Raw genomic sequence first — 21319 nt, 5'->3', positions numbered from 1 at the left:
AGGTGAAAAGCCCGCGATGAACAAAGAAATTTTGGCTGTTGTTGAAGCCGTATCCAATGAAAAGGCGCTGCCACGCGAGAAAATTTTTGAAGCGTTGGAAAGTGCGCTGGCTACAGCGACAAAGAAAAAATATGAACAAGAGATTGACGTTCGCGTAGAAATCGATCGTAAAAGCGGTGATTTTGACACTTTCCGTCGCTGGGTGATCGTGGAAGAAGTGACCCAGCCGACGAAAGAAATCACGCTGGAAGCCGCGCGTTATGAAGACGAAAGCCTGAACCTGGGCGATTACGTTGAAGATCAGATTGAATCTGTGACTTTTGACCGTATCACGACCCAGACGGCAAAACAGGTTATCGTGCAGAAGGTTCGTGAAGCTGAACGCGCGATGGTTGTCGATCAGTTCCGTGAACACGAAGGTGAAATCATCACCGGCGTGGTGAAGAAAGTGAACCGCGACAACATCTCTTTGGATCTGGGCAGCAATGCTGAAGCCGTGATCCTGCGTGAAGATATGCTGCCGCGTGAAAACTTCCGCCCAGGCGACCGTATTCGTGGCGTTCTCTACTCTGTTCGCCCGGAAGCACGCGGCGCGCAACTTTTCGTCACCCGCTCCAAGCCGGAAATGCTGATCGAACTGTTCCGCATTGAAGTGCCGGAAATTGGCGAAGAAGTGATCGAAATTAAAGCCGCTGCCCGTGATCCTGGTTCTCGCGCGAAAATCGCAGTGAAAACCAACGACAAGCGAATCGACCCGGTCGGTGCGTGTGTCGGTATGCGCGGCGCGCGCGTTCAGGCGGTCTCGACCGAACTGGGCGGTGAGCGCATCGATATCGTCCTGTGGGATGATAACCCGGCGCAGTTCGTCATTAACGCTATGGCGCCTGCTGACGTTGCGTCTATCGTGGTGGATGAAGATAAACACACCATGGATATCGCCGTTGAAGCCGGTAACCTGGCGCAAGCAATTGGACGTAATGGTCAGAACGTCCGCCTGGCTTCGCAATTAAGCGGCTGGGAACTCAACGTGATGACCGTTGATGACCTCCAGGCTAAACATCAGGCTGAAGCACATGCCGCGATCGATACCTTCACCAAATATCTCGATATTGATGAAGAGTTCGCCACAGTTCTGGTTGAAGAAGGGTTCGCAACTCTGGAAGAATTGGCCTACGTGCCAATGAAAGAACTGCTGGAAATTGACGGCCTTGATGAGCCGACCGTTGAAGCACTGCGCGAGCGTGCTAAAAACGCACTGACCACTCTGGCACTGGCCCAGGAAGAAAGCCTCGGTGATAACAAGCCGGCTGACGATCTGCTGAATCTGGAAGGATTAGATCGCGATATGGCCTTCAAACTGGCTGCCCGTGGTGTTTGTACGCTGGAAGATCTCGCCGAACAGGGCATTGATGATCTGGCTGATATCGAAGGGTTGACCGACGAAAAAGCCGGTGAGCTGATTATGGCTGCCCGTAATATTTGCTGGTTCGGCGACGAAGCGTAATAAACTGTAGCAGGAAGGAACAGCATGACAGATGTAACCGTAAAAGCGCTGGCCGCAGAGATACAGACCTCCGTGGATCGCCTGGTACAGCAATTTGCTGATGCCGGTATCCCGAAGTCTGCTGATGACTCTGTGTCCGCACAAGAAAAACAGACTTTACTGGCGCACCTGAACCGTGAAAATGGTTCTGGCCCGGATAAGCTTACGCTGCAGCGTAAAACGCGTAGCACCCTGAATATTCCTGGTACCGGTGGAAAAAGCAAATCGGTACAAATCGAAGTCCGCAAGAAGCGCACCTTTGTGAAACGTGATCCGCAAGAGGCCGAACGCCTTGCTGCGGAAGAGCAAGCGCAGCGTGAAGCGGAAGAGCAAGCCCGTCGTGAGGCAGAAGAAATGGCCAAACGCGAGGCGCAACAAAAAGCTGACCGTGAGGCCGCAGAACAAGCTAAGCGTGACGCCGCTGATAAAGCGAAACGTGAAGCTGCGGAAAAAGACAAAGTGAGCAATCAACAGACTGACGATATGACCAAAACCGCCCAGGCCGAGAAAGCCCGCCGTGAGAATGAAGCTGCAGAGCTGAAGCGTAAAGCGGAAGAAGAAGCACGTCGCAAGCTTGAAGAAGAAGCGCGCCGCGTTGCGGAAGAAGCTCGCCGTATGGCGGAAGAGAACGCGGGCGTATGGGCCGAGCAGGAAAAAGTGGAAGAAGATAAGAGCGATTATCATGTCACCACTTCTCAGCACGCTCGCCAGGCCGAAGACGAAAACGATCGTGAAGTAGAAGGCGGTCGTGGCCGTAGTCGCAGCACGAAAGCGGCGCGTCCGGCGAAGAAAGGCAACAAACACGCTGAATCCAAAGCCGACCGTGAAGAAGCGCGTGCCGCGGTTCGCGGTGGTAAAGGCGGCAAACAGCGTAAAGGTTCCGCACTGCAGCAGGGCTTCCAGAAGCCAGCGCAGGCGGTTAACCGTGACGTTGTGATTGGCGAAACCATCACCGTTGGCGATCTGGCGAACAAGATGGCGGTTAAAGGCTCCCAGGTCATCAAAGCGATGATGAAGCTGGGCGCAATGGCGACCATCAACCAGGTGATCGACCAGGAAACCGCACAGCTGGTTGCCGAAGAGATGGGCCACAAAGTCATCCTGCGTCGTGAGAACGAGCTGGAAGAAGCGGTAATGAGCGACCGTGACACAGGTGCTGCGGCTGAACCGCGTGCGCCGGTTGTGACTATCATGGGTCACGTTGACCACGGTAAAACCTCTCTGCTGGACTACATTCGTTCAACGAAAGTGGCCTCTGGCGAAGCGGGCGGCATTACCCAGCACATCGGTGCTTACCACGTTGAAACTGACAACGGTATGATCACCTTCCTGGACACCCCGGGTCACGCCGCGTTTACCTCCATGCGTGCTCGTGGTGCGCAGGCAACGGATATCGTGGTTCTGGTTGTGGCCGCAGACGATGGCGTGATGCCGCAGACCATCGAAGCTATCCAGCACGCGAAAGCGGCGGGTGTGCCGGTTGTGGTTGCAGTGAACAAAATCGATAAGCCGGAAGCCGATCCGGATCGCGTTAAAAACGAACTGTCCCAGTACGGCATCCTGCCGGAAGAGTGGGGCGGTGAGAGCCAGTTTGTGCACGTGTCTGCAAAAGCAGGTACCGGTATCGACGAGCTGCTGGATGCAATCCTGCTGCAGGCCGAAGTTCTGGAACTGAAAGCGGTACGTAAAGGGATGGCAAGCGGTGCGGTCATTGAATCCTTCCTGGATAAAGGTCGTGGTCCGGTTGCTACCGTACTGGTGCGTGAAGGCACGCTGCACAAAGGCGACATCGTACTGTGCGGCTTCGAATACGGTCGCGTTCGCGCGATGCGTAACGAACTGGGTCAGGAAGTGCTGGAAGCGGGTCCGTCCATTCCGGTGGAAATCCTGGGGCTATCCGGTGTTCCGGCTGCCGGTGACGAAGTGACTGTCGTACGTGACGAGAAGAAAGCACGTGAAGTTGCGCTGTATCGCCAGGGCAAATTCCGTGAAGTGAAACTGGCTCGTCAGCAGAAATCTAAGCTCGAGAACATGTTCGCCAACATGACCGAAGGCGAAGTTCACGAAGTGAACATCGTGCTGAAGGCCGACGTTCAGGGTTCTGTGGAAGCGATCTCCGACTCCTTACTGAAACTGTCTACCGACGAAGTGAAAGTGAAGATCATCGGTTCTGGTGTCGGTGGTATCACCGAAACCGACGCGACCCTGGCCGCTGCGTCCAACGCGATTCTGGTGGGCTTCAACGTTCGTGCGGATGCCTCTGCACGTAAAGTGATTGAATCTGAAAGCCTGGATCTGCGCTACTACTCCGTCATCTATAACCTGATCGACGAAGTGAAAGCGGCGATGAGCGGTATGCTGTCTCCGGAACTGAAACAGCAGATCATCGGTCTGGCTGAAGTTCGTGATGTATTTAAATCTCCGAAATTTGGTGCCATCGCAGGGTGTATGGTTACCGAAGGGACGATTAAGCGTCACAACCCAATCCGCGTACTGCGTGACAACGTGGTTATCTACGAAGGCGAGCTGGAATCCCTGCGCCGCTTCAAAGATGACGTTAACGAAGTCCGTAACGGTATGGAATGTGGTATCGGCGTGAAGAACTACAACGACGTTCGCGTTGGCGATATGATCGAAGTGTTCGAGATCATCGAGATTCAGCGTACCATCGCGTAATCTTCGTCGTCTTTTGGGCCGCCACTGCGTTGGCTGCGCTCGTTCACCCCGGTCGCATAGTGATCTATGCTTCCGGGGATTCACGCGCTTGCCGCCTTGTTGCAACCCAAAATACTTAGAAGATTGTTTTGCGTAGGCCGGGTAAGCAAAGCGCCACCCGGCAATAATTTTTAAAAGGGGCTCAAGGCCCCTTTTTTGTCTGGAGAATTTATTATGGCGAAAGAATTTGGTCGCCCGCAGCGCGTAGGACAGGAGATGCAAAAAGAGATCGCAATCATCCTGCAGCGTGAAATTAAAGACCCGCGTCTGGGCATGATGACCACCGTGTCGGGTGTCGAAATGTCCCGCGATCTGGCGTATGCCAAAGTGTATGTCACCTTCCTGAATGACAAAGATGAAAACGCGATTAAAGCGGGCATCAAAGCGTTACAGGAAGCGTCTGGCTTCATCCGTAGCCTGTTGGGTAAAGCGATGCGTCTGCGTATCGTGCCGGAACTGACCTTCTTCTACGATAACTCGCTGGTGGAAGGGATGCGGATGTCCAACCTGGTGACCAACGTGGTTAAACATGACGAAGAACGTCGTGTAAACCCGGACGACAGCAAGGAGGACTAATGAGTCGTCCTCGTCGTCGTGGTCGCGACATTCATGGTGTGCTGCTGCTGGATAAGCCGCAGGGCATGTCCAGCAATGACGTACTGCAAAAAGTCAAACGCATCTATAACGCCAACCGCGCCGGGCATACCGGGGCGCTGGATCCGCTAGCGACCGGTATGCTGCCGATTTGCCTCGGGGAAGCGACCAAGTTTTCGCAATATCTGCTGGATTCCGACAAGCGTTATCGGGTGATTGCCCGTCTGGGGCAGCGTACAGACACCTCCGATGCCGATGGGCAAATTGTGCAGGAGCGTCCGGTCACCTTCACCCCTGAACAGCTGGCCGCCGCGCTGGATACGTTCCGCGGCGATATCGAACAGGTGCCGTCGATGTATTCGGCGCTGAAGTATCAGGGTAAAAAGCTGTACGAATACGCGCGTCAGGGCATTGAAGTGCCGCGCGAAGCCCGACCGATTACCGTTTACGAGCTGCTGTTTATCCGCCATGAAGGGGATGAACTGGAGCTGGAAGTGCACTGCTCGAAAGGCACCTATATTCGCACCATTATTGACGATCTGGGTGAGAAGCTGGGATGCGGCGCGCACGTGATCTTCCTGCGTCGCCTGACGGTCAGCAAATATCCGGTGGATCGGATGGTCACGCTGGAGCGTCTGCGTGAAATGGTCGAACAGGCTGAACAACAGGGGATTCCGGCAGCACAGTGGCTTGATCCGCTGCTGATGCCAATGGACAGTCCGGCTTCGGACTATCCTGTTGTTAATTTGCCGTTAACCTCTTCAGTTTACTTTAAGAACGGCAACCCCGTTCGCACGAACGGCGCGCCGCTGGAAGGGCTGGTTCGTGTTACGGAAGGTGATGACGGTAAATTTATCGGCATGGGCGAGATCGACGACGAAGGTCGCGTGGCTCCTCGCCGATTAGTGGTGGAGTATCCGGCGTAGCACGGGTTCGTCTTGCGATAAGAAGGCGCTACGAGTAGAATACTGCCGCTTAACGTTGCGTGAATTTTTTAACAGTTCGCACGGCGTACACTGGGAACGCTGAATTAGAGATCGGCGTCCTTTCATACTTAATACTTTGGAGTTTTAAAATGTCTCTAAGTACTGAAGCTACAGCTAAAATCGTTTCTGAGTTCGGTCGTGATGCAAACGACACCGGTTCTACCGATGTTCAGGTTGCGCTGTTGACTGCACAGATTAACCACCTGCAGGGCCACTTTGCAGAGCACAAAAAAGATCACCACAGCCGTCGTGGTCTGCTGCGCATGGTTTCTCAGCGTCGTAAACTGCTCGACTACCTGAAACGTAAAGATGTTGCACGCTACACCGCGCTGATCGAGCGTCTGGGTCTGCGTCGCTAATTCTTGCGAGTTTCGTAAAAGGGGGCCTTCATGGCCCCTTTTTTCAAGCAGATGGCAGCAATTCACTGGAAACTATTGTATTGTTGCTATGAATGATCTTCCGTTGCAGAGGTTCGCGCGGCTAATGAGAGGCTTTACCCAATATCGTATGGGTTAGGGTTGTCATTAGTCGCGAGGATGCGCAGAAGATCGGGTATTAACGGCGATTCAGTTTGTGTCGCCTAAAATTTGAAAGGATATTATTTTGCTTAATCCGATCGTTCGTAAATTCCAGTACGGTCAGCATACCGTTACGCTGGAAACCGGCATGATGGCCCGTCAGGCTACTGCCGCTGTTATGGTTAGCATGGACGACACTGCGGTATTTGTTACCGTTGTCGGCCAGAAAAAAGCGAAGCCGGGTCAGGACTTCTTCCCGCTGACCGTTAACTATCAGGAGCGTACCTACGCTGCTGGTCGTATCCCAGGTAGCTTCTTCCGTCGTGAAGGTCGTCCAAGCGAAGGCGAAACCCTGATCGCGCGTCTGATTGACCGCCCGGTTCGCCCGCTGTTCCCGGAAGGTTTCGTGAACGAAGTTCAGGTCATCGCGACCGTCGTTTCCGTTAACCCGCAGGTTAACCCGGATATCGTGGCGATGATTGGTGCCTCTGCTGCACTGTCTCTGTCCGGTATTCCGTTCAACGGCCCAATCGGTGCGGCACGTGTGGGTTATATCAATGACCAGTACGTACTGAACCCGACTCAGGACGAGCTGAAAGAGAGCAAGCTGGATCTGGTGGTTGCCGGTACCGAAGCTGCCGTACTGATGGTTGAATCCGAAGCGGAACTGCTGAGCGAAGATCAAATGCTGGGCGCCGTGGTGTTCGGCCACGATCAGCAGCAGGTGGTTATCCAGGCGATCAACGATCTGGTGAAAGAAGCGGGTAAACCGCGTTGGGACTGGCAGCCGGAAGTTGTAGACGAAGCGCTGAACGCGCGCGTTGCTGCACTGGCTGAATCTCGCCTGAGCGATGCTTACCGTATCACCGACAAACAAGAGCGTTATGCTCAGGTTGACGTGATCAAATCTGAAACCATCGCGACTTTGGTTGCTGAAGACGAAACCCTGGACGCTAACGAACTGGGTGAAATCCTGCACGCGATCGAGAAAAATGTCGTGCGTAGCCGTGTACTGGCCGGTGAGCCGCGCATCGATGGCCGTGAAAAAGACATGATCCGTGGCCTGGACGTGCGCACTGGCGTACTGCCGCGTACTCACGGTTCTGCACTGTTCACCCGTGGTGAAACGCAGGCGCTGGTTACCGCAACGCTGGGAACCGCACGTGATGCGCAGGTTCTTGACGAACTGATGGGCGAGCGCACTGACAACTTCCTGTTCCACTACAACTTCCCTCCGTACTCCGTAGGTGAAACCGGCATGGTCGGTTCTCCAAAGCGTCGTGAAATTGGTCACGGTCGTCTGGCGAAGCGCGGCGTGCTGGCTGTTATGCCGGAAGCTGACAAATTCCCGTACACCGTTCGCGTGGTGTCTGAAATCACCGAATCTAACGGTTCTTCTTCCATGGCTTCCGTGTGCGGCGCTTCCCTGGCCCTGATGGATGCAGGCGTGCCAATCAAAGCTGCTGTTGCGGGTATCGCAATGGGTCTGGTGAAAGAAGGCGACAACTTTGTCGTACTGTCTGACATCCTGGGCGACGAAGACCACCTTGGCGATATGGACTTCAAAGTAGCGGGTTCCCGCGACGGTATCTCTGCACTGCAGATGGATATCAAAATTGAAGGTATCACCAAAGAGATCATGCAGGTTGCACTGAACCAGGCTAAAGGTGCGCGTCTGCACATCCTGGGCGTGATGGAACAGGCGATCAACGCGCCGCGCGGCGACATCTCTCAGTTCGCTCCGCGTATCCACACCATCAAGATCAACCCGGACAAGATCAAAGATGTGATCGGTAAGGGCGGTTCTGTGATCCGTGCGCTGACCGAAGAAACCGGCACCACCATCGAAATCGAAGATGACGGTACTGTGAAGATCGCGGCGACCGACGGTGAGAAAGCGAAACATGCTATCCGTCGTATCGAAGAGATCACGGCAGAAATCGAAGTCGGTCGTATCTACAATGGTAAAGTGACCCGTATCGTTGACTTTGGCGCATTTGTTGCCATCGGCGGCGGTAAAGAAGGTCTGGTTCACATCTCTCAGATCGCGGATAAGCGCGTAGAGAAAGTGACCGATTACCTGCAGATGGGCCAGGAAGTACCGGTTAAAGTTCTGGAAGTCGATCGCCAGGGCCGTGTACGTTTGAGCATTAAAGAAGCAACTGAACAATCTCAGCCAGCGGCTGCACCGGAAGCTCCGGCTAGCCAGCAGGGCGAGTAAGGTTGCCATTTGCCCTCCGCGGTTGCGGAGGGCTTTTAACCTGGCAGGACGCCTTGTTAGCAACCGGGGAACAGGACGTTCAATTAATCGTTGTCTTCGGGAGTGGGAAATGACGCCTTTTTTGCGCTGGTGTTTCGTGGCAACAGCACTCACGCTGGCTGGATGCAGTAATTCCACCTGGCGTAAGAGTGAAGTCCTCGCAGTACCATTGCAACCGACTTTGCAGCAGGAAGTGATTCTGGCACGCATGGAACAAATTCTTGCCAGTCGGGCTTTAACCGATGACGAACGCGCACAGCTTTTATATGAGCGCGGAGTGTTGTATGATAGTCTCGGTCTGAGGGCATTAGCGCGAAATGATTTTTCACAAGCGTTGGCAATCCGACCCGATATGCCTGAAGTATTCAATTACTTAGGCATTTATTTAACGCAGGCAGGCAATTTTGATGCTGCCTATGAAGCGTTTGATTCTGTACTTGAGCTTGATCCAACTTACAACTACGCGCACTTAAATCGCGGTATCGCATTGTATTACGGCGGTCGCGACAAGTTAGCGCAAGATGATCTGCTGGCGTTTTATCAAGACGATCCCAATGATCCTTTCCGCAGCCTGTGGCTTTATCTCGCTGAGCAGAAGCTCGATGAGAAGCAGGCAAAAGTCGCGCTGAAACAGCGCTTCGAGAAATCGGATAAAGAACAATGGGGATGGAACATTGTCGAGTTCTACCTGGGCAACCTTAGCGAAGCATCGCTGATGGAAAAGCTCAAGGCGGACGCAACGGATAACACCTCGCTCGCTGAGCATCTCAGTGAAACCAACTTCTATTTAGGTAAGTACTACCTAAGTCTGGGGGATTTGGACAACGCTACGGCATTGTTCAAATTGGCGGTGGCTAACAACGTTCATAACTTTGTTGAGCACCGATATGCATTGTTGGAATTATCGCTCCTGGGCCAGGACCAAGATGACCTGGCAGAATCGGACCAGCAATAGCTGACGTACACATCAGCCCGTAATCTTTTTTGATTGCCATCACCTTCACGGGTGAGGGCGTTGTTGTTCGTTAATACACCTACTTTGAGCCGGTTCACACTTTTCAATGAAAATTGCAGATCAATTTCATGATGAGTTATGTAGACTGGCCGCCATTAATTTTGAGGCACACGTACTACATGGCTGAATTCGAAACCACTTTTGCAGATCTGGGCCTGAAGGCTCCTATCCTTGAAGCCCTTAACGATCTGGGTTACGAAAAACCATCACCGATCCAGTCTGAGTGTATTCCACACTTGCTGAACGGTCGTGACGTACTGGGCATGGCCCAGACCGGTAGCGGTAAAACTGCAGCGTTCTCCTTACCGCTGCTCAACAATCTTGATCCTGAGCTGAAAGCACCTCAAATCCTGGTGCTGGCACCGACCCGCGAACTGGCGGTTCAGGTTGCCGAAGCCATGACGGATTTCTCTAAACACATGCGCGGCGTGAACGTGGTTGCCCTGTACGGCGGCCAGCGTTATGACGTGCAGTTACGCGCCCTGCGTCAAGGGCCGCAGATCGTCGTCGGTACGCCGGGTCGTCTGCTGGATCACCTGAAACGCGGCACCCTGGACCTCTCTAAACTGAGCGGTCTGGTTCTGGATGAAGCTGACGAAATGCTGCGCATGGGCTTCATCGAAGACGTTGAAACCATCATGGCGCAGATCCCGGAAGGTCATCAGACCGCTCTGTTCTCTGCCACCATGCCGGAAGCGATTCGTCGCATTACCCGTCGCTTTATGAAAGAGCCGCAGGAAGTGCGCATTCAGTCCAGCGTCACTACCCGTCCGGACATCAGCCAGAGCTACTGGACTGTCTGGGGTATGCGTAAGAACGAAGCGCTGGTGCGTTTCCTGGAAGCGGAAGATTTTGATGCGGCGATTATCTTCGTTCGTACCAAAAACGCGACGCTGGAAGTGGCTGAAGCGCTGGAGCGTAGCGGCTATAACAGCGCCGCGCTGAACGGCGACATGAATCAGGCGCTGCGTGAGCAGACGCTGGAACGTCTGAAAGATGGTCGTCTGGATATCCTGATTGCGACCGACGTTGCGGCCCGTGGCCTGGACGTTGAGCGTATCAGCCTGGTGGTAAACTACGATATCCCGATGGATTCCGAGTCTTACGTTCACCGTATTGGCCGTACCGGTCGTGCGGGTCGTGCAGGCCGTGCGCTGCTGTTCGTTGAGAACCGCGAGCGTCGTCTGCTGCGTAACATCGAACGCACCATGAAGCTGACCATTCCGGAAGTTGAACTGCCGAACGCAGATCTGCTGGGCAAACGCCGTCTGGAAAAATTTGCGGCCAAAGTACAGCAACAGCTGGAAAGTAGCGATCTGGATCAGTACCGTGCGCTGCTGGCTAAACTGCAGCCGACAGCGGAAGACGAAGAGCTGGATATCGAAACGCTGGCTGCCGCTCTGCTGAAAATGGCACAGGGCGAACGTACTCTGATCGTTCCGCCAGATGCGCCGATGCGTCCGAAGCGTGAATTCCGTGACCGTGACGATCGTGGTCCGCGTGACCGTAACGATCGTGGCCCGCGCGGCGACCGTCCAGAACGCAGCGGTGAAGACCGTCCGCGTCGTGAACGTCGTGACGTTGGTGATATGCAACTGTACCGCATTGAAGTGGGTCGTGATGACGGCGTAGAAGTGCGTCATATCGTTGGCGCGATCGCCAACGAAGGCGACATCAGCAGCCGTTACATTGGTAACATCAAGCTGTTCGCTTCGCACTCCACCATCGAACTGCCGAAAGGTATGCCGGGTGAAGTACTGCAGCACTTTACGCGTACCCGCATCCTTAACAAACCGATGAACATGCAGTTAGTGGGCGATGCCCAGCCGCACACTGAACGTCGTGGCGGTGGTCGTAGCTTCGGCGGCGAACGTCGTGAAGGCGGTCGCGGTTTCGGCGGTGAGCGTCGTGAAGGCGGTCGTGGTGATGGTCGTCGTTTCAGCGGCGAACGTCGTGAAGGTAGTCGTGCGCCACGTCGTGAAGACGGTACCAGCCGTCGTCGTGACGCGTAAACCTTTCGTTTACTGACGTAAAGTAATAGATACAGCCCCGATAAAATCATCGGGGCTTTTTTTATTTCATTTGTACTATTGTACTGGTACAGTGCAACACACTAAAATGCGGTCACAACATTATTCGCTGGAGAAATCGCTAAATGGCAACACTAACCACCACCCAGACATCACCTTCGCTGCTTGGCGGCGTGGTGATTATCGGCGGCACCATTATCGGCGCAGGGATGTTTTCTTTACCGGTGGTTATGGCAGGTAGCTGGTTTTTCTGGTCAATGGCGGCGCTGGTCTTTACCTGGTTCTGCATGCTGCATTCCGGTCTGATGATCCTGGAAGCAAACCTCAACTACCGAATTGGCTCGAGCTTCGACACCATCACCAAAGATTTACTGGGCAAAGGCTGGAACGTGGTCAACGGTATCTCTATTGCCTTCGTACTCTATATCCTGACCTACGCCTATATTTCGGCGAGCGGTTCGATTCTGCACCATACGTTCAGCGAGATGTCGCTGAACGTGCCCGCCCGTGCGGCAGGTTTTGGCTTTGCTCTTTTGGTGGCGTTTGTGGTGTGGCTGAGCACCAAAGCGGTGAGTCGCATGACGGCTATCGTGCTGGGTGCGAAGGTCATTACTTTCTTCCTGACTTTCGGCAGTCTGCTTGGGCACGTTACGCCGACTACGTTGTTTAACGTCGCGGAAAGTAACGCCTCTTATACGCCGTATCTGTTGATGACGCTGCCGTTCTGTCTGGCGTCGTTTGGCTATCACGGTAACGTCCCGAGCCTGATGAAATACTACGGTAAAGACCCTCGCACCATTGTGAAGTGCCTGGTCTACGGGACGCTGCTGGCGCTGATGCTGTACACCGTCTGGTTGCTGGGGACGATGGGGAACATTCCGCGCCCAGAGTTTATCGGCATTGCGCAGAAAGGCGGCAATATTGATGTGCTGGTGCAGGCGCTGAGCGGCGTGCTGAACAGTCGTAGTCTGGATCTGCTGCTGGTGGTGTTTTCTAACTTTGCGGTGGCGAGTTCATTCCTCGGCGTCACGCTGGGACTGTTTGACTATCTGGCCGATCTGTTTGGTTTTGACGATTCGGCGCCAGGACGCTTCAAAACGGCGCTGCTCACCTTTGTTCCGCCGATCGTCGGGGGACTGCTGTGGCCGAACGGATTCCTGTATGCCATTGGCTATGCAGGACTGGCTGCGACCATCTGGGCCGCGATTGTGCCGGCATTGTTGGCACGTAAATCACGTCAGCGCTTCGGTAGCCCGAAATTCCGCGTCTGGGGCGGTAAGCCGATGATTGTCCTGATTCTGGTTTTCGGGGTGGGTAACGCGCTGGTACACATCCTGTCGAGCTTTAATCTGTTGCCGGTTTATCAGTAATTATTTTGCCCGGTGGCGCGCGCTTACCGGGCCTACAAGAACCTGTAGGCCGGATAAGACGCAGTCGCCATCCGGCAAACGACAAAACTACCCCAACAGTTCCTCTTTCACATCCATCGCCAGTTCAAACGAATGCAGACGCGCCTGATGGTCAAAAATCTGCCCGTTAACCATAATCTCGTCCGCCTGGGTTTCACGCAGAATAGACTCCAGCCCGTGTCCTACTTTCGCTTTATCCCCCACCAGCGACATACTCAGCGCCTGCTGCACACCGTACTGTTCTGATGGCGACCAGAACTGATCCATATTTTGAATCGGTGCCGGGAGCTGGCCCGTTTCGCCACGCCGCAACTTCACGAAGGCTTGCTGCATCGAGGTGAACAAATACTCCGCATCACGGTTACTGTCGGCGACAATGATATTGATGCACACTATCGCATACGGTTTTTCCAGCCGCGCTGACGGCTTGAACTGAGTGCGGTACAGATGCAGCGCCTGGAACAGCATATCCGGCGCGAAGTGGGAGGCAAAAGCGAACGGCAGACCAAGCTGTGCGGCTAACTGCGCGCTATAGAGGCTGGAGCCTAACAGCCAGACCGGGATCTTCTCGCCGTAGCCAGGAACCGGGCGTACCTGCGGATTGGGATCGCGCGCATCAAACCAGTCCACCAGTTCAGCGACGTCGCGAGGGAAGTTATCGATATCACCGCCCATATGACGGCGCAGCGCCCGCATCGTCGGCTGATCGCTACCCGGCGCGCGTCCTAAGCCGAGATCAATGCGTCCCGGATAGAGCGTGTTCAGCGTACCGAACTGCTCGGCGATCACCAGCGGTGAGTGGTTGGGGAGCATGACGCCGCCGGAACCGAGATGCAAAGTCTGAGTGTTCGCGGCCAGATAGCCAATCAGCACTGAGGTTGCCGCGCTGGCGATACCGGTCATGTTGTGGTGTTCCGCCAGCCAGTAGCGATGATAGCCTCTTTTTTCTGCGAGGCGTGCGAGATCCAGCGAGTGTGAGAATGCCTCTTTTGCTGAAGATCCGTCGGGGATCGGTGCCAGATCCAGCACCGAGAAAGGAATGGTTTTGTCGGTCATAATGGCTCACTTTGTCATCGGCATATTTTTTAATAGTGCATTAAAAAATGATAACCGTAGTTAACAAAGTGAGCTTTATAAAACGCGTGGCGGACAGAAAATACCTGATGATCAGGCCTGGAGTAGGCCGGATAAGGCAGTTATGCCGCCATCCGGCAGAGAGGCATTAGGCCTGCAATTCCAGACCGGCCAGACGTTTCCAGTAGCCGTTGCAGTCGCTGTGTGCAGCGAGTGGTAGTGGAGCGCGCCCCGTTTCGTTAGCGCGGAAGGCGTCGAGCATTGCGAATGTCTCCGTGCCCAGCGGAGACAGGCGCACGATGTCCACCAGCCCCTGCATTGACGTCAGTTCGTTGCCGAGGTTGTAGATATAGCCGCTCATGGTCTGAATGCCATTGAGGACGAACACCTGTTGATTTTCCTGGGAGAGTACGTCGCGGCCGTTAGGGTACTTGATGCAGCAGGTTTCGCACTCATCTTTCGGACGATCTTCCGAGCGGGCGGTAAAGCAGCGGGCGGAGTAAGCCAGCGGCAGATGCCCATAGCTCAGGACTTCCACTTCAAACTGCTGGCGAATCCCCAGTTCATCACACTGATTGAGCAGGTTTATCAGCCAGTCGCGGGAAAGCTCCACCGGCATGCACCAGCGTATCATCCCTTGTTTGAGCAGCAGGCGCAGCGTGACGGCGTTGTAGCAGTTCAGCGCGTGTCCGGCGACAAACGGTAGCTTGCGGTCGGCGCACATATTCACCACGCCAAGATCGCTGGCTTCCAGCAGAAAGTCGCCATTTTCGACATAGCGCTTCAGTTCGTTCAACTCAGAAGAGGCTTGCACCAGCGCCAGCGTCGAAAGCACCACCTGCTTACCGCTACCGGCGAGCGATTTCGCCATATCCAGCCAGTCGCCGACTTTGGTGGCGCGGCGTTTGCTGCACACCGCTTCGCCGAGATAGATAACATCAGCGCTGCTGGTGGCTGCCTGCTGATAAAAGTCTTCCAGCGTTTCTTTCGGCCAGTAGTAAAGCACCGGCCCTAAGGAATATTTCATTGCTTTTCTCACTGCCATTTACGGTGATAGGCGCCAAGCGTCGTCTGAGTGCCTTCGGACATCGCGCCGAGCGTCTCCATCCAGTCTGCCTGCGGCGCATAGTTCTGCGGGTCGGCTATGCAGCGGTCGATCGCCTGACGCCACACTTTCGCAACCTGGCTGACATAGGCCGGGCTGCGCTGACGACCTTCGATTTTCACCGAGGCAATATTCGCCGCCAGCAGTTCCGGCAGTAGCTCCAGCGTGTTCAGGCTGGTCGGTTCTTCCAGTGCGTGATAACGCTCGCCGTCGACCAGATAGCGACCTTTACACAGCGTCGGATAACCGGCGTTCTCCCCGTCCTGATAGCGGTCGATCAGCACTTCATTCAGCCGTGATTCCAGCCCCTGGGGCGTTTGCTGCCAGCGCACAAAGCGGGCAGGGGAACAGGCCCCTACTGTATTGGGGGATTCACCGGTCAAATAGGATGAGAGGTAACAGCGGCCTTCGGCCATAATGCACAGACTGCCGAAAGCAAAAACCTCCAGCGGCACCGGCGTCACGCGGGCAAGCTGTTTCACCTGATGGATAGAGAGCACGCGCGGCAGGACGACGCGATCAACATCAAAATTGCGGTGATAAAAGTTGATCGCTTCTTCATTGGTAGCCGAGGCCTGAACAGAGACATGGCGCTCAATATGCGGGTAACGAACTGCGGCATACTCGAGCATAGCGAGATCCGCGAGGATCAGCGCATCCGCCCCCAGTTGCGCAGCCATATCCACCGCACGCTGCCAGCGGGCATAGCCGTCCGGATGCGCAAACGTGTTAATGGCGATGTGTAATTTGCGGCGGTGTTGATGGACAAAGCTCACCGCTTCCTGCAATTTCTTCTCGGTAAAGTTAAGGCCGGCGAAGTGGCGGGCGTTGGTATCATCTTTAAGCCCGATATAAACGGCATCCGCGCCGTTTTCGATGGCCGCCTTAAGCGCCGGGAGATTTCCGGCAGGGCAGAGCAGCTCCATAATTTATCCTGAAGATTGCGCCGCCTGGGACGCATAATTGTTAACGAACAAGGATTTTAGTTAACCTTGCTGCGACAATTTTTGATTTAAGGCAGTTAAAGTCGTATTGATATCAGCAATAAAGAGTTAGGGATTTCGCACGCAATTGTTGATTTACGCCGCTATGTCGTTTATCTGATATGGCAGAATAGCAGGATAATTGAAACAGGGAGTAAAGCTCGTGTTAGATAAGCTGCGTTCACGCTTAGTACATTTCGGTCCGTCTCTGATGAGTGTGCCAGTTAAACTGACGCCCTTTGCACTGCAGCGCCAGGTTCTGGAACAGGTCCTGAGCTGGCAGTTTCGCCAGGCCCTGGCTGACGGGGAGCTGGCGTTCCTTGAAGGCCGTTGGTTAAGCATTACGGTTCGCGATATCGGCCTGAAATGGTATACCTCGGTCGAGAATGACAAACTGATCGTCAGCGAGGATGCGCAAGCCGACGTGAGTTTTAGCGCTGATGCCAGCGATCTGTTGATGATCGCCGCGCGTAAGCAGGATCCGGATACGCTCTTCTTCCAGCGCCGGCTGGTGATTGAAGGGGATACGGAGTTAGGGTTGTATGTTAAGAACCTGATGGATGCCATTGAGCTGGAGCAGATGCCCAAAGCGTTGCGCGTTATGCTGCTGCAACTGGCGGATTTTGTTGAGGCGGGCATGAAATACTCGCCAGAAACCAAACAGACATCGGTAGGTGAACCATGCTGATTCGAGTAGAAATTCCCATTGACGCACCCGGCATTGATGCCCTGCTGCGTCGTTCATTCGAAAGCGATGCGGAAGCGGAACTGGTACACTCCCTGCGTGAAGATGGTTTTCTGACGCTCGGTCTGGTCGCCACAGACGATGAAGGCCAGGTGGTGGGTTACGTGGCATTCAGCCCCGTCGATGTACAGGGCGAAGATCTGCAGTGGGTCGGCATGGCACCGCTGGCAGTCGATGAAAACTACCGTGGGCAGGGGCTGGCGCGCCAACTGGTCTATGAAGGGCTGGATTCACTCAACGAATTTGGCTACGCCGCCGTGGTCACCCTGGGTGAACCGGCACTGTATAGCCGCTTTGGTTTCGAACTTGCCGCCCATTACGATCTGCATTGCCGCTGGCCGGGCACCGAAAGCGCGTTTCAGGTACATCGTTTAGCGGAAGACGCGCTAAGCGGCGTCACGGGACTGGTCGAGTATCACGATCACTTTAATCGTTTTTAAGCGTCGGGGTTTGCAGGTCGTTCAGTAACGCTGCAAACCCTTCGCCTTCTGCGACAAGCCGTTCTTTCTGTTGCTTGGTGAGTTTTTTGACCCGGTATTCTGCGCGTAGCGCCAGTGAACGATCGCCAACCGGTGCGGAAAACGCCAGCGTCAACTCCCCTTTTCCCCGTAGCGCCTTCGCGCCTTTGCCACGTTGATGTTGCTGGTAGCGGCGCGCCACGTCGGTCGTGATCCCGGTATACAGGGCATTGTCGGCGGTGCGGATCAGATAAAGATACCAGGGTGTCATCATAGCCTTCGGCGTGTTACGTTTCTGGCATCCAGTATAAAAGAGAACCGAGATGGAAACACTCACTGCGATCGGTCGTTGGCTGACAAAACAACATGTTGTGACCTGGTGCGTACATCACGAAGGTGAACTGTGGTGTGCCAATGCGTTTTATCTCTTCGACGCCAAAAAGGTGGTTTTTTATCTGCTGACGGAAGAGAAAACGCGTCATGCGCAGATGTCAGGCCCGCGAGCCCCCGTTGCCGGGACCGTCAATGGTCAACCGAAAACGGTCGCCTTGATTCGCGGCGTACAGTTTAAAGGCGAGATCCGTCAACTGGCAGGAGAAGAAAGCGACGCGGCACGACAGGCCTATCTTCGCCGCTTCCCGGTCGCCAGAATGCTGTCCGCGCCGGTATGGGAAATCCGCCTGGATGAACTCAAATTCACCGACAACACCCTGGGCTTTGGCAAAAAGTTGATTTGGTTACGTCAGTCAGGCACCGAGGATACGTAATGCTTCACGATTGAACGCAGGCAGATCGTCAGGAGTACGGCTGGTGACCAGTTGGTCTTTATCCACCACCACTTCCTGATCGTAAAATTCCGCCCCCGCATTTTTCACATCGATAATGATTGGCTTCACCGCTGTGAGTTTACGACCACGAATAACATCGGCGCTGATCAGTAACTGTGGCCCGTGGCAGATGGCGAAGACCGGTTTACCGGTGTTCACGAAATCGCGCGTAAAGGTGACGAAGCGATCGTCACCTCGCAGGTAATCCGGTGAATGACCGCCAGGTAACAGCAGAGCATCAAAATCAGCAGGCCGGACTTCATCAATCGCTTTATCAATGGTGACGCTGGCCTCGCCTTTTTTACCTTTCACCGTTTTACCCGCCTGTTTTTCAATCGTAATGACCTCATGCCCTGCCTGGCGAAATTCTGCCGCAGGTGAGGTGAATTCTGAATCCTCAAACTCATCAGTGATCAAAACGGCAATCTTCTTACTCATGCGTCCTCCGCGATAGTGGCATTGGATAAGGCAATTTTTCCATGATGATGGATAATTACACTGTGAACTAATAAGCCTGGTCGATGAGACTGAGGGCGCAAGGCGGACTATTCTGGAAAGGAGTGAGGATGAGTCAGGTACTGATTACCGGGGCGACCGGGTTGGTTGGCGGGCATTTACTGCGGATGCTGCTTAATGAACCGAAGATCCATTCGATAGCCGCACCGACGAGGCGCCCGCTGGCGGACATGCCTGGCGTCTATAATCCCCACGATCCGCAACTGAGCGATGCGCTGGCGCAGGTTTCCGATCCTGTCGATATCGTTTTTTGCTGTCTGGGCACGACCCGGCGCGAAGCCGGCAGCAAAGAGGCATTTATTCATGCCGACTATACGCTGGTGGTCGACACCGCCTTGACCGGCCGCCGTCTGGGCGCGCAGCACATGCTGGTGGTGAGTTCGATGGGGGCCAACGCCCGTTCGCCGTTTTTCTACAACCGCGTAAAAGGGGAGATGGAAGAGGCGCTGATTGCGCAGGCGTGGCCGAAGCTGACGATTGCGCGCCCGTCGATGCTGCTCGGCGACCGCACCAGACAGCGATTCAGCGAAACCCTTTTTGCGCCGTTATTTCGACTGCTGCCCGGCAACTGGAAGTCGATTGATGCGCGGGACGTGGCGCGCGCAATGCTGGCAGACGCGCTGGCGCCTGAACACGAAGGGGTGACGATCCTGACCTCGTCCCAGTTGCGGGAGAGGGCCGCCTGACGCGTGAGGTGCAGGCCGGACAATTCACCCGGTCAATTTAACATTTCCAAACATTTCCCAAAGGCGTATATTCCCGGCTAATTACTCTCACACGCCCTGGGGAATGCTATGGCTGGTCAGTCTTCATCTCAGGCGGCAACACCGTTTCAATGGTGGAAGCCCGCTCTTTTCTTTCTCGTCGTCATCGTCGGTCTCTGGTATGTGAAATGGCAGCCTTATTACGGGAAAGCCTTCACAGCCGCAGAAACTCACAGTATCGGTAAATCCATTCTGGCGCAGGCTGATGCGAACCCGTGGCAGGCGGCCTGGGACTATGCGATGGTCTATTTCATTGCGGTCTGGAAGGCCGCGGTATTGGGGGTGATCCTTGGTTCGCTGATTCAGGTTCTGATCCCGCGTGACTGGCTGTTACGTACGCTCGGGCAAACGCGTTTTCGCGGCACGCTGTTCGGGACGCTTTTCTCTCTGCCCGGCATGATGTGCACCTGCTGTGCCGCACCGGTGGCGGCGGGGATGCGTCGCCAGCAGGTTTCGATGGGCGGGGCGCTGGCATTCTGGATGGGGAATCCGCTGTTAAACCCGGCGACGCTGGTGTTTATGGGCTTCGTCCTCGGCTGGCATTTTGCGGCTATCCGCCTGGTTGCCGGACTGGCAATGGTGCTGGTGGTGGCAACGCTGGTGCAGAAATGGGTGAAAGAGCCTGCGCAGGCTGAGTTGCCGGTGGAAATCACGCAACCGGACGCACAGGACGGGTTCTTTGTCCGCTGGGGCCGCGCGCTGTGGACGCTGTTCTGGAGCACTATTCCTGTCTACATCCTGGCGGTGCTGGTACTGGGTGCTGCGCGCGTCTGGCTGTTTCCACATGCGGATGGGGCTATCGATAACAGCCTGCTGTGGGTGATTGCGCTGGCGGTGGCTGGCTGTCTGTTTGTGATCCCGACCGCGGCAGAAATCCCGATTGTACAGACGATGATGCTGGCAGGGATGGGAACTGCGCCAGCGCTTGCGCTGCTGATGACATTACCCGCCGTCAGCCTGCCGTCGCTGATTATGCTGCGTAAAGCATTCCCGGCAAAAGCGCTGTGGTTAACGGCGGCGCTGGTGGTGATCTCTGGCGTGATAGTGGGAAGTATTGCGTTGATATAAACAGGAATGCCGGGGGCGCTTCGCTTGCCCGGCCTACGATAATACACTCTGTAGGCCGGATAAGGCGGTCACGCCGCCATCCGGTACATATGGCCTGATGTCGACGCTAAAGCGCCTAATCAGGCCTGGGGGATTACTTGATGAAGGTAAACGCCGTGGTCACGCGCTTCACGCCGCTAACCCGGCTGGCGATATCCGCAGCCGCTTTCGCTTCACGGTCGGTCACCAGGCCTAACAGGAACACTTCGCCGTTTTCGGTCGTCACTTTCACGTTGGATGATTTAACCTGGTCGCTGGTCAGCAACTGAGAGCGCACTTTGGTGGTGATCCAGGTGTCACTTGACGCGGTGCCCATGCCAATCGGCTGGCCCTGACGGATCTCGTTATAGACCTCGGTGGTGCCGTCGACGCCCATCGCAATCTGTTTAGCCCGTGCGGAGAGCTCACTATTCGGCGACTGACCGACCAGTAACACTTTACCCTGATAAGCCGTCACGTTAATGCGCGTTTCTTTCTTGATCTGTGCATCTTTCGACAGTGCACTGTTAACGCGCACTTCCAGGGTTCCATCGTCCACCTGAGTGCCTACGCTACGTGGGTCTGTTGCTGCTTTGGTGCCAACGGCGGCGGTACCGACCACTGCGGCGGCTACACAACCTTGCAATAGCAGAGCAGAAATAAGGACTGCGATTGGCGATAAAGCCTTCAT

The 21319-nt window shown here is 54.9% G+C and carries 21 protein-coding genes; 15 read left to right on the top strand and 6 right to left on the bottom strand.

The window, feature by feature from the left end; genetic code table 11:
• The first annotated feature begins 16 nt into the window (after positions 1-16).
• The 10 genes from nusA (at position 17) to mtr (ending at position 13031) form a co-directional block, all read left to right on the top strand.
• On the top strand, positions 17-1504 hold the full coding sequence (nusA, locus tag OGY35_RS05970; protein WP_046487985.1) for a transcription termination factor NusA: 1488 nt from the start codon (positions 17-19) through the stop codon (positions 1502-1504).
• 24 nt (positions 1505-1528) lie between these two features.
• Entirely contained in the window at positions 1529-4219 is a 2691-nt protein-coding gene (gene infB, locus OGY35_RS05965; protein WP_286631678.1) for a translation initiation factor IF-2, read from the top strand.
• A 213-nt stretch (positions 4220-4432) separates the two neighbouring features.
• Entirely contained in the window at positions 4433-4834 is a 402-nt protein-coding gene (rbfA, locus tag OGY35_RS05960; protein WP_042325117.1) for a 30S ribosome-binding factor RbfA, read from the top strand.
• Positions 4834-5778: a tRNA pseudouridine(55) synthase TruB gene (gene truB / locus OGY35_RS05955; RefSeq protein WP_286631677.1), complete on the top strand. Its 945-nt coding sequence runs from the start codon at positions 4834-4836 to the stop codon at positions 5776-5778. Before rbfA ends, truB begins: the two co-directional genes overlap by 1 nt.
• Before the next feature lie 149 nt (positions 5779-5927).
• Positions 5928-6197, top strand: a complete 270-nt coding sequence (rpsO, locus tag OGY35_RS05950; protein WP_000059465.1) for a 30S ribosomal protein S15 — start codon at positions 5928-5930, stop codon at positions 6195-6197.
• Between the two features lie 244 nt (positions 6198-6441).
• A complete protein-coding gene (gene pnp / locus OGY35_RS05945; protein WP_152406137.1) occupies positions 6442-8577 on the top strand; it encodes a polyribonucleotide nucleotidyltransferase in 2136 nt (711 codons plus the stop codon).
• Positions 8578-8686: 109 nt separating this feature from the next.
• Positions 8687-9571 (top strand): lipoprotein NlpI, encoded by an 885-nt coding sequence (nlpI, locus tag OGY35_RS05940; RefSeq protein ID WP_152406136.1) that lies wholly within the window; start codon positions 8687-8689, stop codon positions 9569-9571.
• Between the two features lie 106 nt (positions 9572-9677).
• A complete protein-coding gene (gene yrbN, locus OGY35_RS05935; RefSeq protein ID WP_010723222.1) occupies positions 9678-9758 on the top strand; it encodes a protein YrbN in 81 nt (26 codons plus the stop codon).
• Positions 9751-11643 (top strand): ATP-dependent RNA helicase DeaD, encoded by a 1893-nt coding sequence (deaD, locus tag OGY35_RS05930; protein ID WP_152406135.1) that lies wholly within the window; start codon positions 9751-9753, stop codon positions 11641-11643. Before yrbN ends, deaD begins: the two co-directional genes overlap by 8 nt.
• 143 nt (positions 11644-11786) lie before the next feature.
• Positions 11787-13031, top strand: coding sequence for a tryptophan permease (gene mtr / locus OGY35_RS05925; protein WP_286631675.1), 1245 nt, complete (start codon positions 11787-11789; stop codon positions 13029-13031).
• Positions 13032-13118: 87 nt separating this feature from the next.
• Here mtr and OGY35_RS05920 read toward each other — a convergent pair whose 3' ends face one another.
• The 3 genes from OGY35_RS05920 to ubiU all read right to left on the bottom strand — a co-directional run bounded on the left by OGY35_RS05920 (position 13119) and on the right by ubiU (position 16175).
• Positions 13119-14126 carry a luciferase-like monooxygenase gene (locus OGY35_RS05920; protein WP_286631674.1) on the bottom strand — a complete coding sequence of 336 codons (1008 nt, stop codon included), beginning with the start codon at positions 14124-14126 and terminating at the stop codon, positions 13119-13121.
• A 166-nt stretch (positions 14127-14292) separates the two neighbouring features.
• Complete coding sequence (locus OGY35_RS05915) at positions 14293-15171, bottom strand: U32 family peptidase (protein ID WP_502872694.1); 879 nt, start codon at positions 15169-15171, stop codon at positions 14293-14295.
• A gap of 8 nt (positions 15172-15179) precedes the next feature.
• Positions 15180-16175 (bottom strand): ubiquinone anaerobic biosynthesis protein UbiU, encoded by a 996-nt coding sequence (gene ubiU / locus OGY35_RS05910; RefSeq protein WP_152406131.1) that lies wholly within the window; start codon positions 16173-16175, stop codon positions 15180-15182.
• A 220-nt stretch (positions 16176-16395) separates the two neighbouring features.
• On the opposite strand from ubiU, the gene ubiT reads away from it, so the two are divergent.
• A complete protein-coding gene (gene ubiT / locus OGY35_RS05905; RefSeq protein WP_178826391.1) occupies positions 16396-16920 on the top strand; it encodes a ubiquinone anaerobic biosynthesis accessory factor UbiT in 525 nt (174 codons plus the stop codon).
• Positions 16914-17417 (top strand): GNAT family N-acetyltransferase, encoded by a 504-nt coding sequence (locus OGY35_RS05900; RefSeq protein WP_152406130.1) that lies wholly within the window; start codon positions 16914-16916, stop codon positions 17415-17417. The genes ubiT and OGY35_RS05900 overlap by 7 nt, the downstream gene beginning before the upstream one ends.
• Here OGY35_RS05900 and OGY35_RS05895 read toward each other — a convergent pair.
• Entirely contained in the window at positions 17404-17706 is a 303-nt protein-coding gene (locus OGY35_RS05895; RefSeq protein WP_152406404.1) for a GIY-YIG nuclease family protein, read from the bottom strand. The two genes, OGY35_RS05900 and OGY35_RS05895, sit on opposite strands and share 14 nt — an antisense overlap.
• Before the next feature lie 52 nt (positions 17707-17758).
• On the opposite strand from OGY35_RS05895, the gene OGY35_RS05890 reads away from it, so the two are divergent.
• The gene (locus OGY35_RS05890) at positions 17759-18202 is read left to right on the top strand and encodes a YhbP family protein (protein WP_178826395.1); all 444 of its coding nucleotides are present in this window, start codon (positions 17759-17761) and stop codon (positions 18200-18202) included.
• On the opposite strand, the gene yhbO is transcribed toward OGY35_RS05890, so the two are convergent.
• A complete protein-coding gene (gene yhbO, locus OGY35_RS05885) occupies positions 18182-18700 on the bottom strand; it encodes a protein/nucleic acid deglycase (RefSeq protein WP_042325142.1) in 519 nt (172 codons plus the stop codon). The two genes, OGY35_RS05890 and yhbO, sit on opposite strands and share 21 nt — an antisense overlap.
• 128 nt (positions 18701-18828) lie before the next feature.
• Between yhbO and OGY35_RS05880 the strand changes: the two genes are divergently transcribed.
• Positions 18829-19464 carry an NAD-dependent epimerase/dehydratase family protein gene (locus OGY35_RS05880; RefSeq protein ID WP_152406128.1) on the top strand — a complete coding sequence of 212 codons (636 nt, stop codon included), beginning with the start codon at positions 18829-18831 and terminating at the stop codon, positions 19462-19464.
• Between the two features lie 108 nt (positions 19465-19572).
• Entirely contained in the window at positions 19573-20610 is a 1038-nt protein-coding gene (locus OGY35_RS05875; protein WP_286631672.1) for a permease, read from the top strand.
• Positions 20611-20743: 133 nt separating this feature from the next.
• On the opposite strand, the gene dolP is transcribed toward OGY35_RS05875, so the two are convergent.
• Entirely contained in the window at positions 20744-21319 is a 576-nt protein-coding gene (gene dolP / locus OGY35_RS05870; protein WP_152406126.1) for a division/outer membrane stress-associated lipid-binding lipoprotein, read from the bottom strand.

The organism is Citrobacter sp. Ct235, from assembly GCF_030332305.1.
GTDB classification, from domain to species: Bacteria; Pseudomonadota; Gammaproteobacteria; order Enterobacterales; family Enterobacteriaceae; genus Citrobacter_A; species Citrobacter_A telavivensis.
Note: the sequence above shows the minus strand (reverse complement) of the source record. Positions and strands in the feature narration are given on the sequence as shown.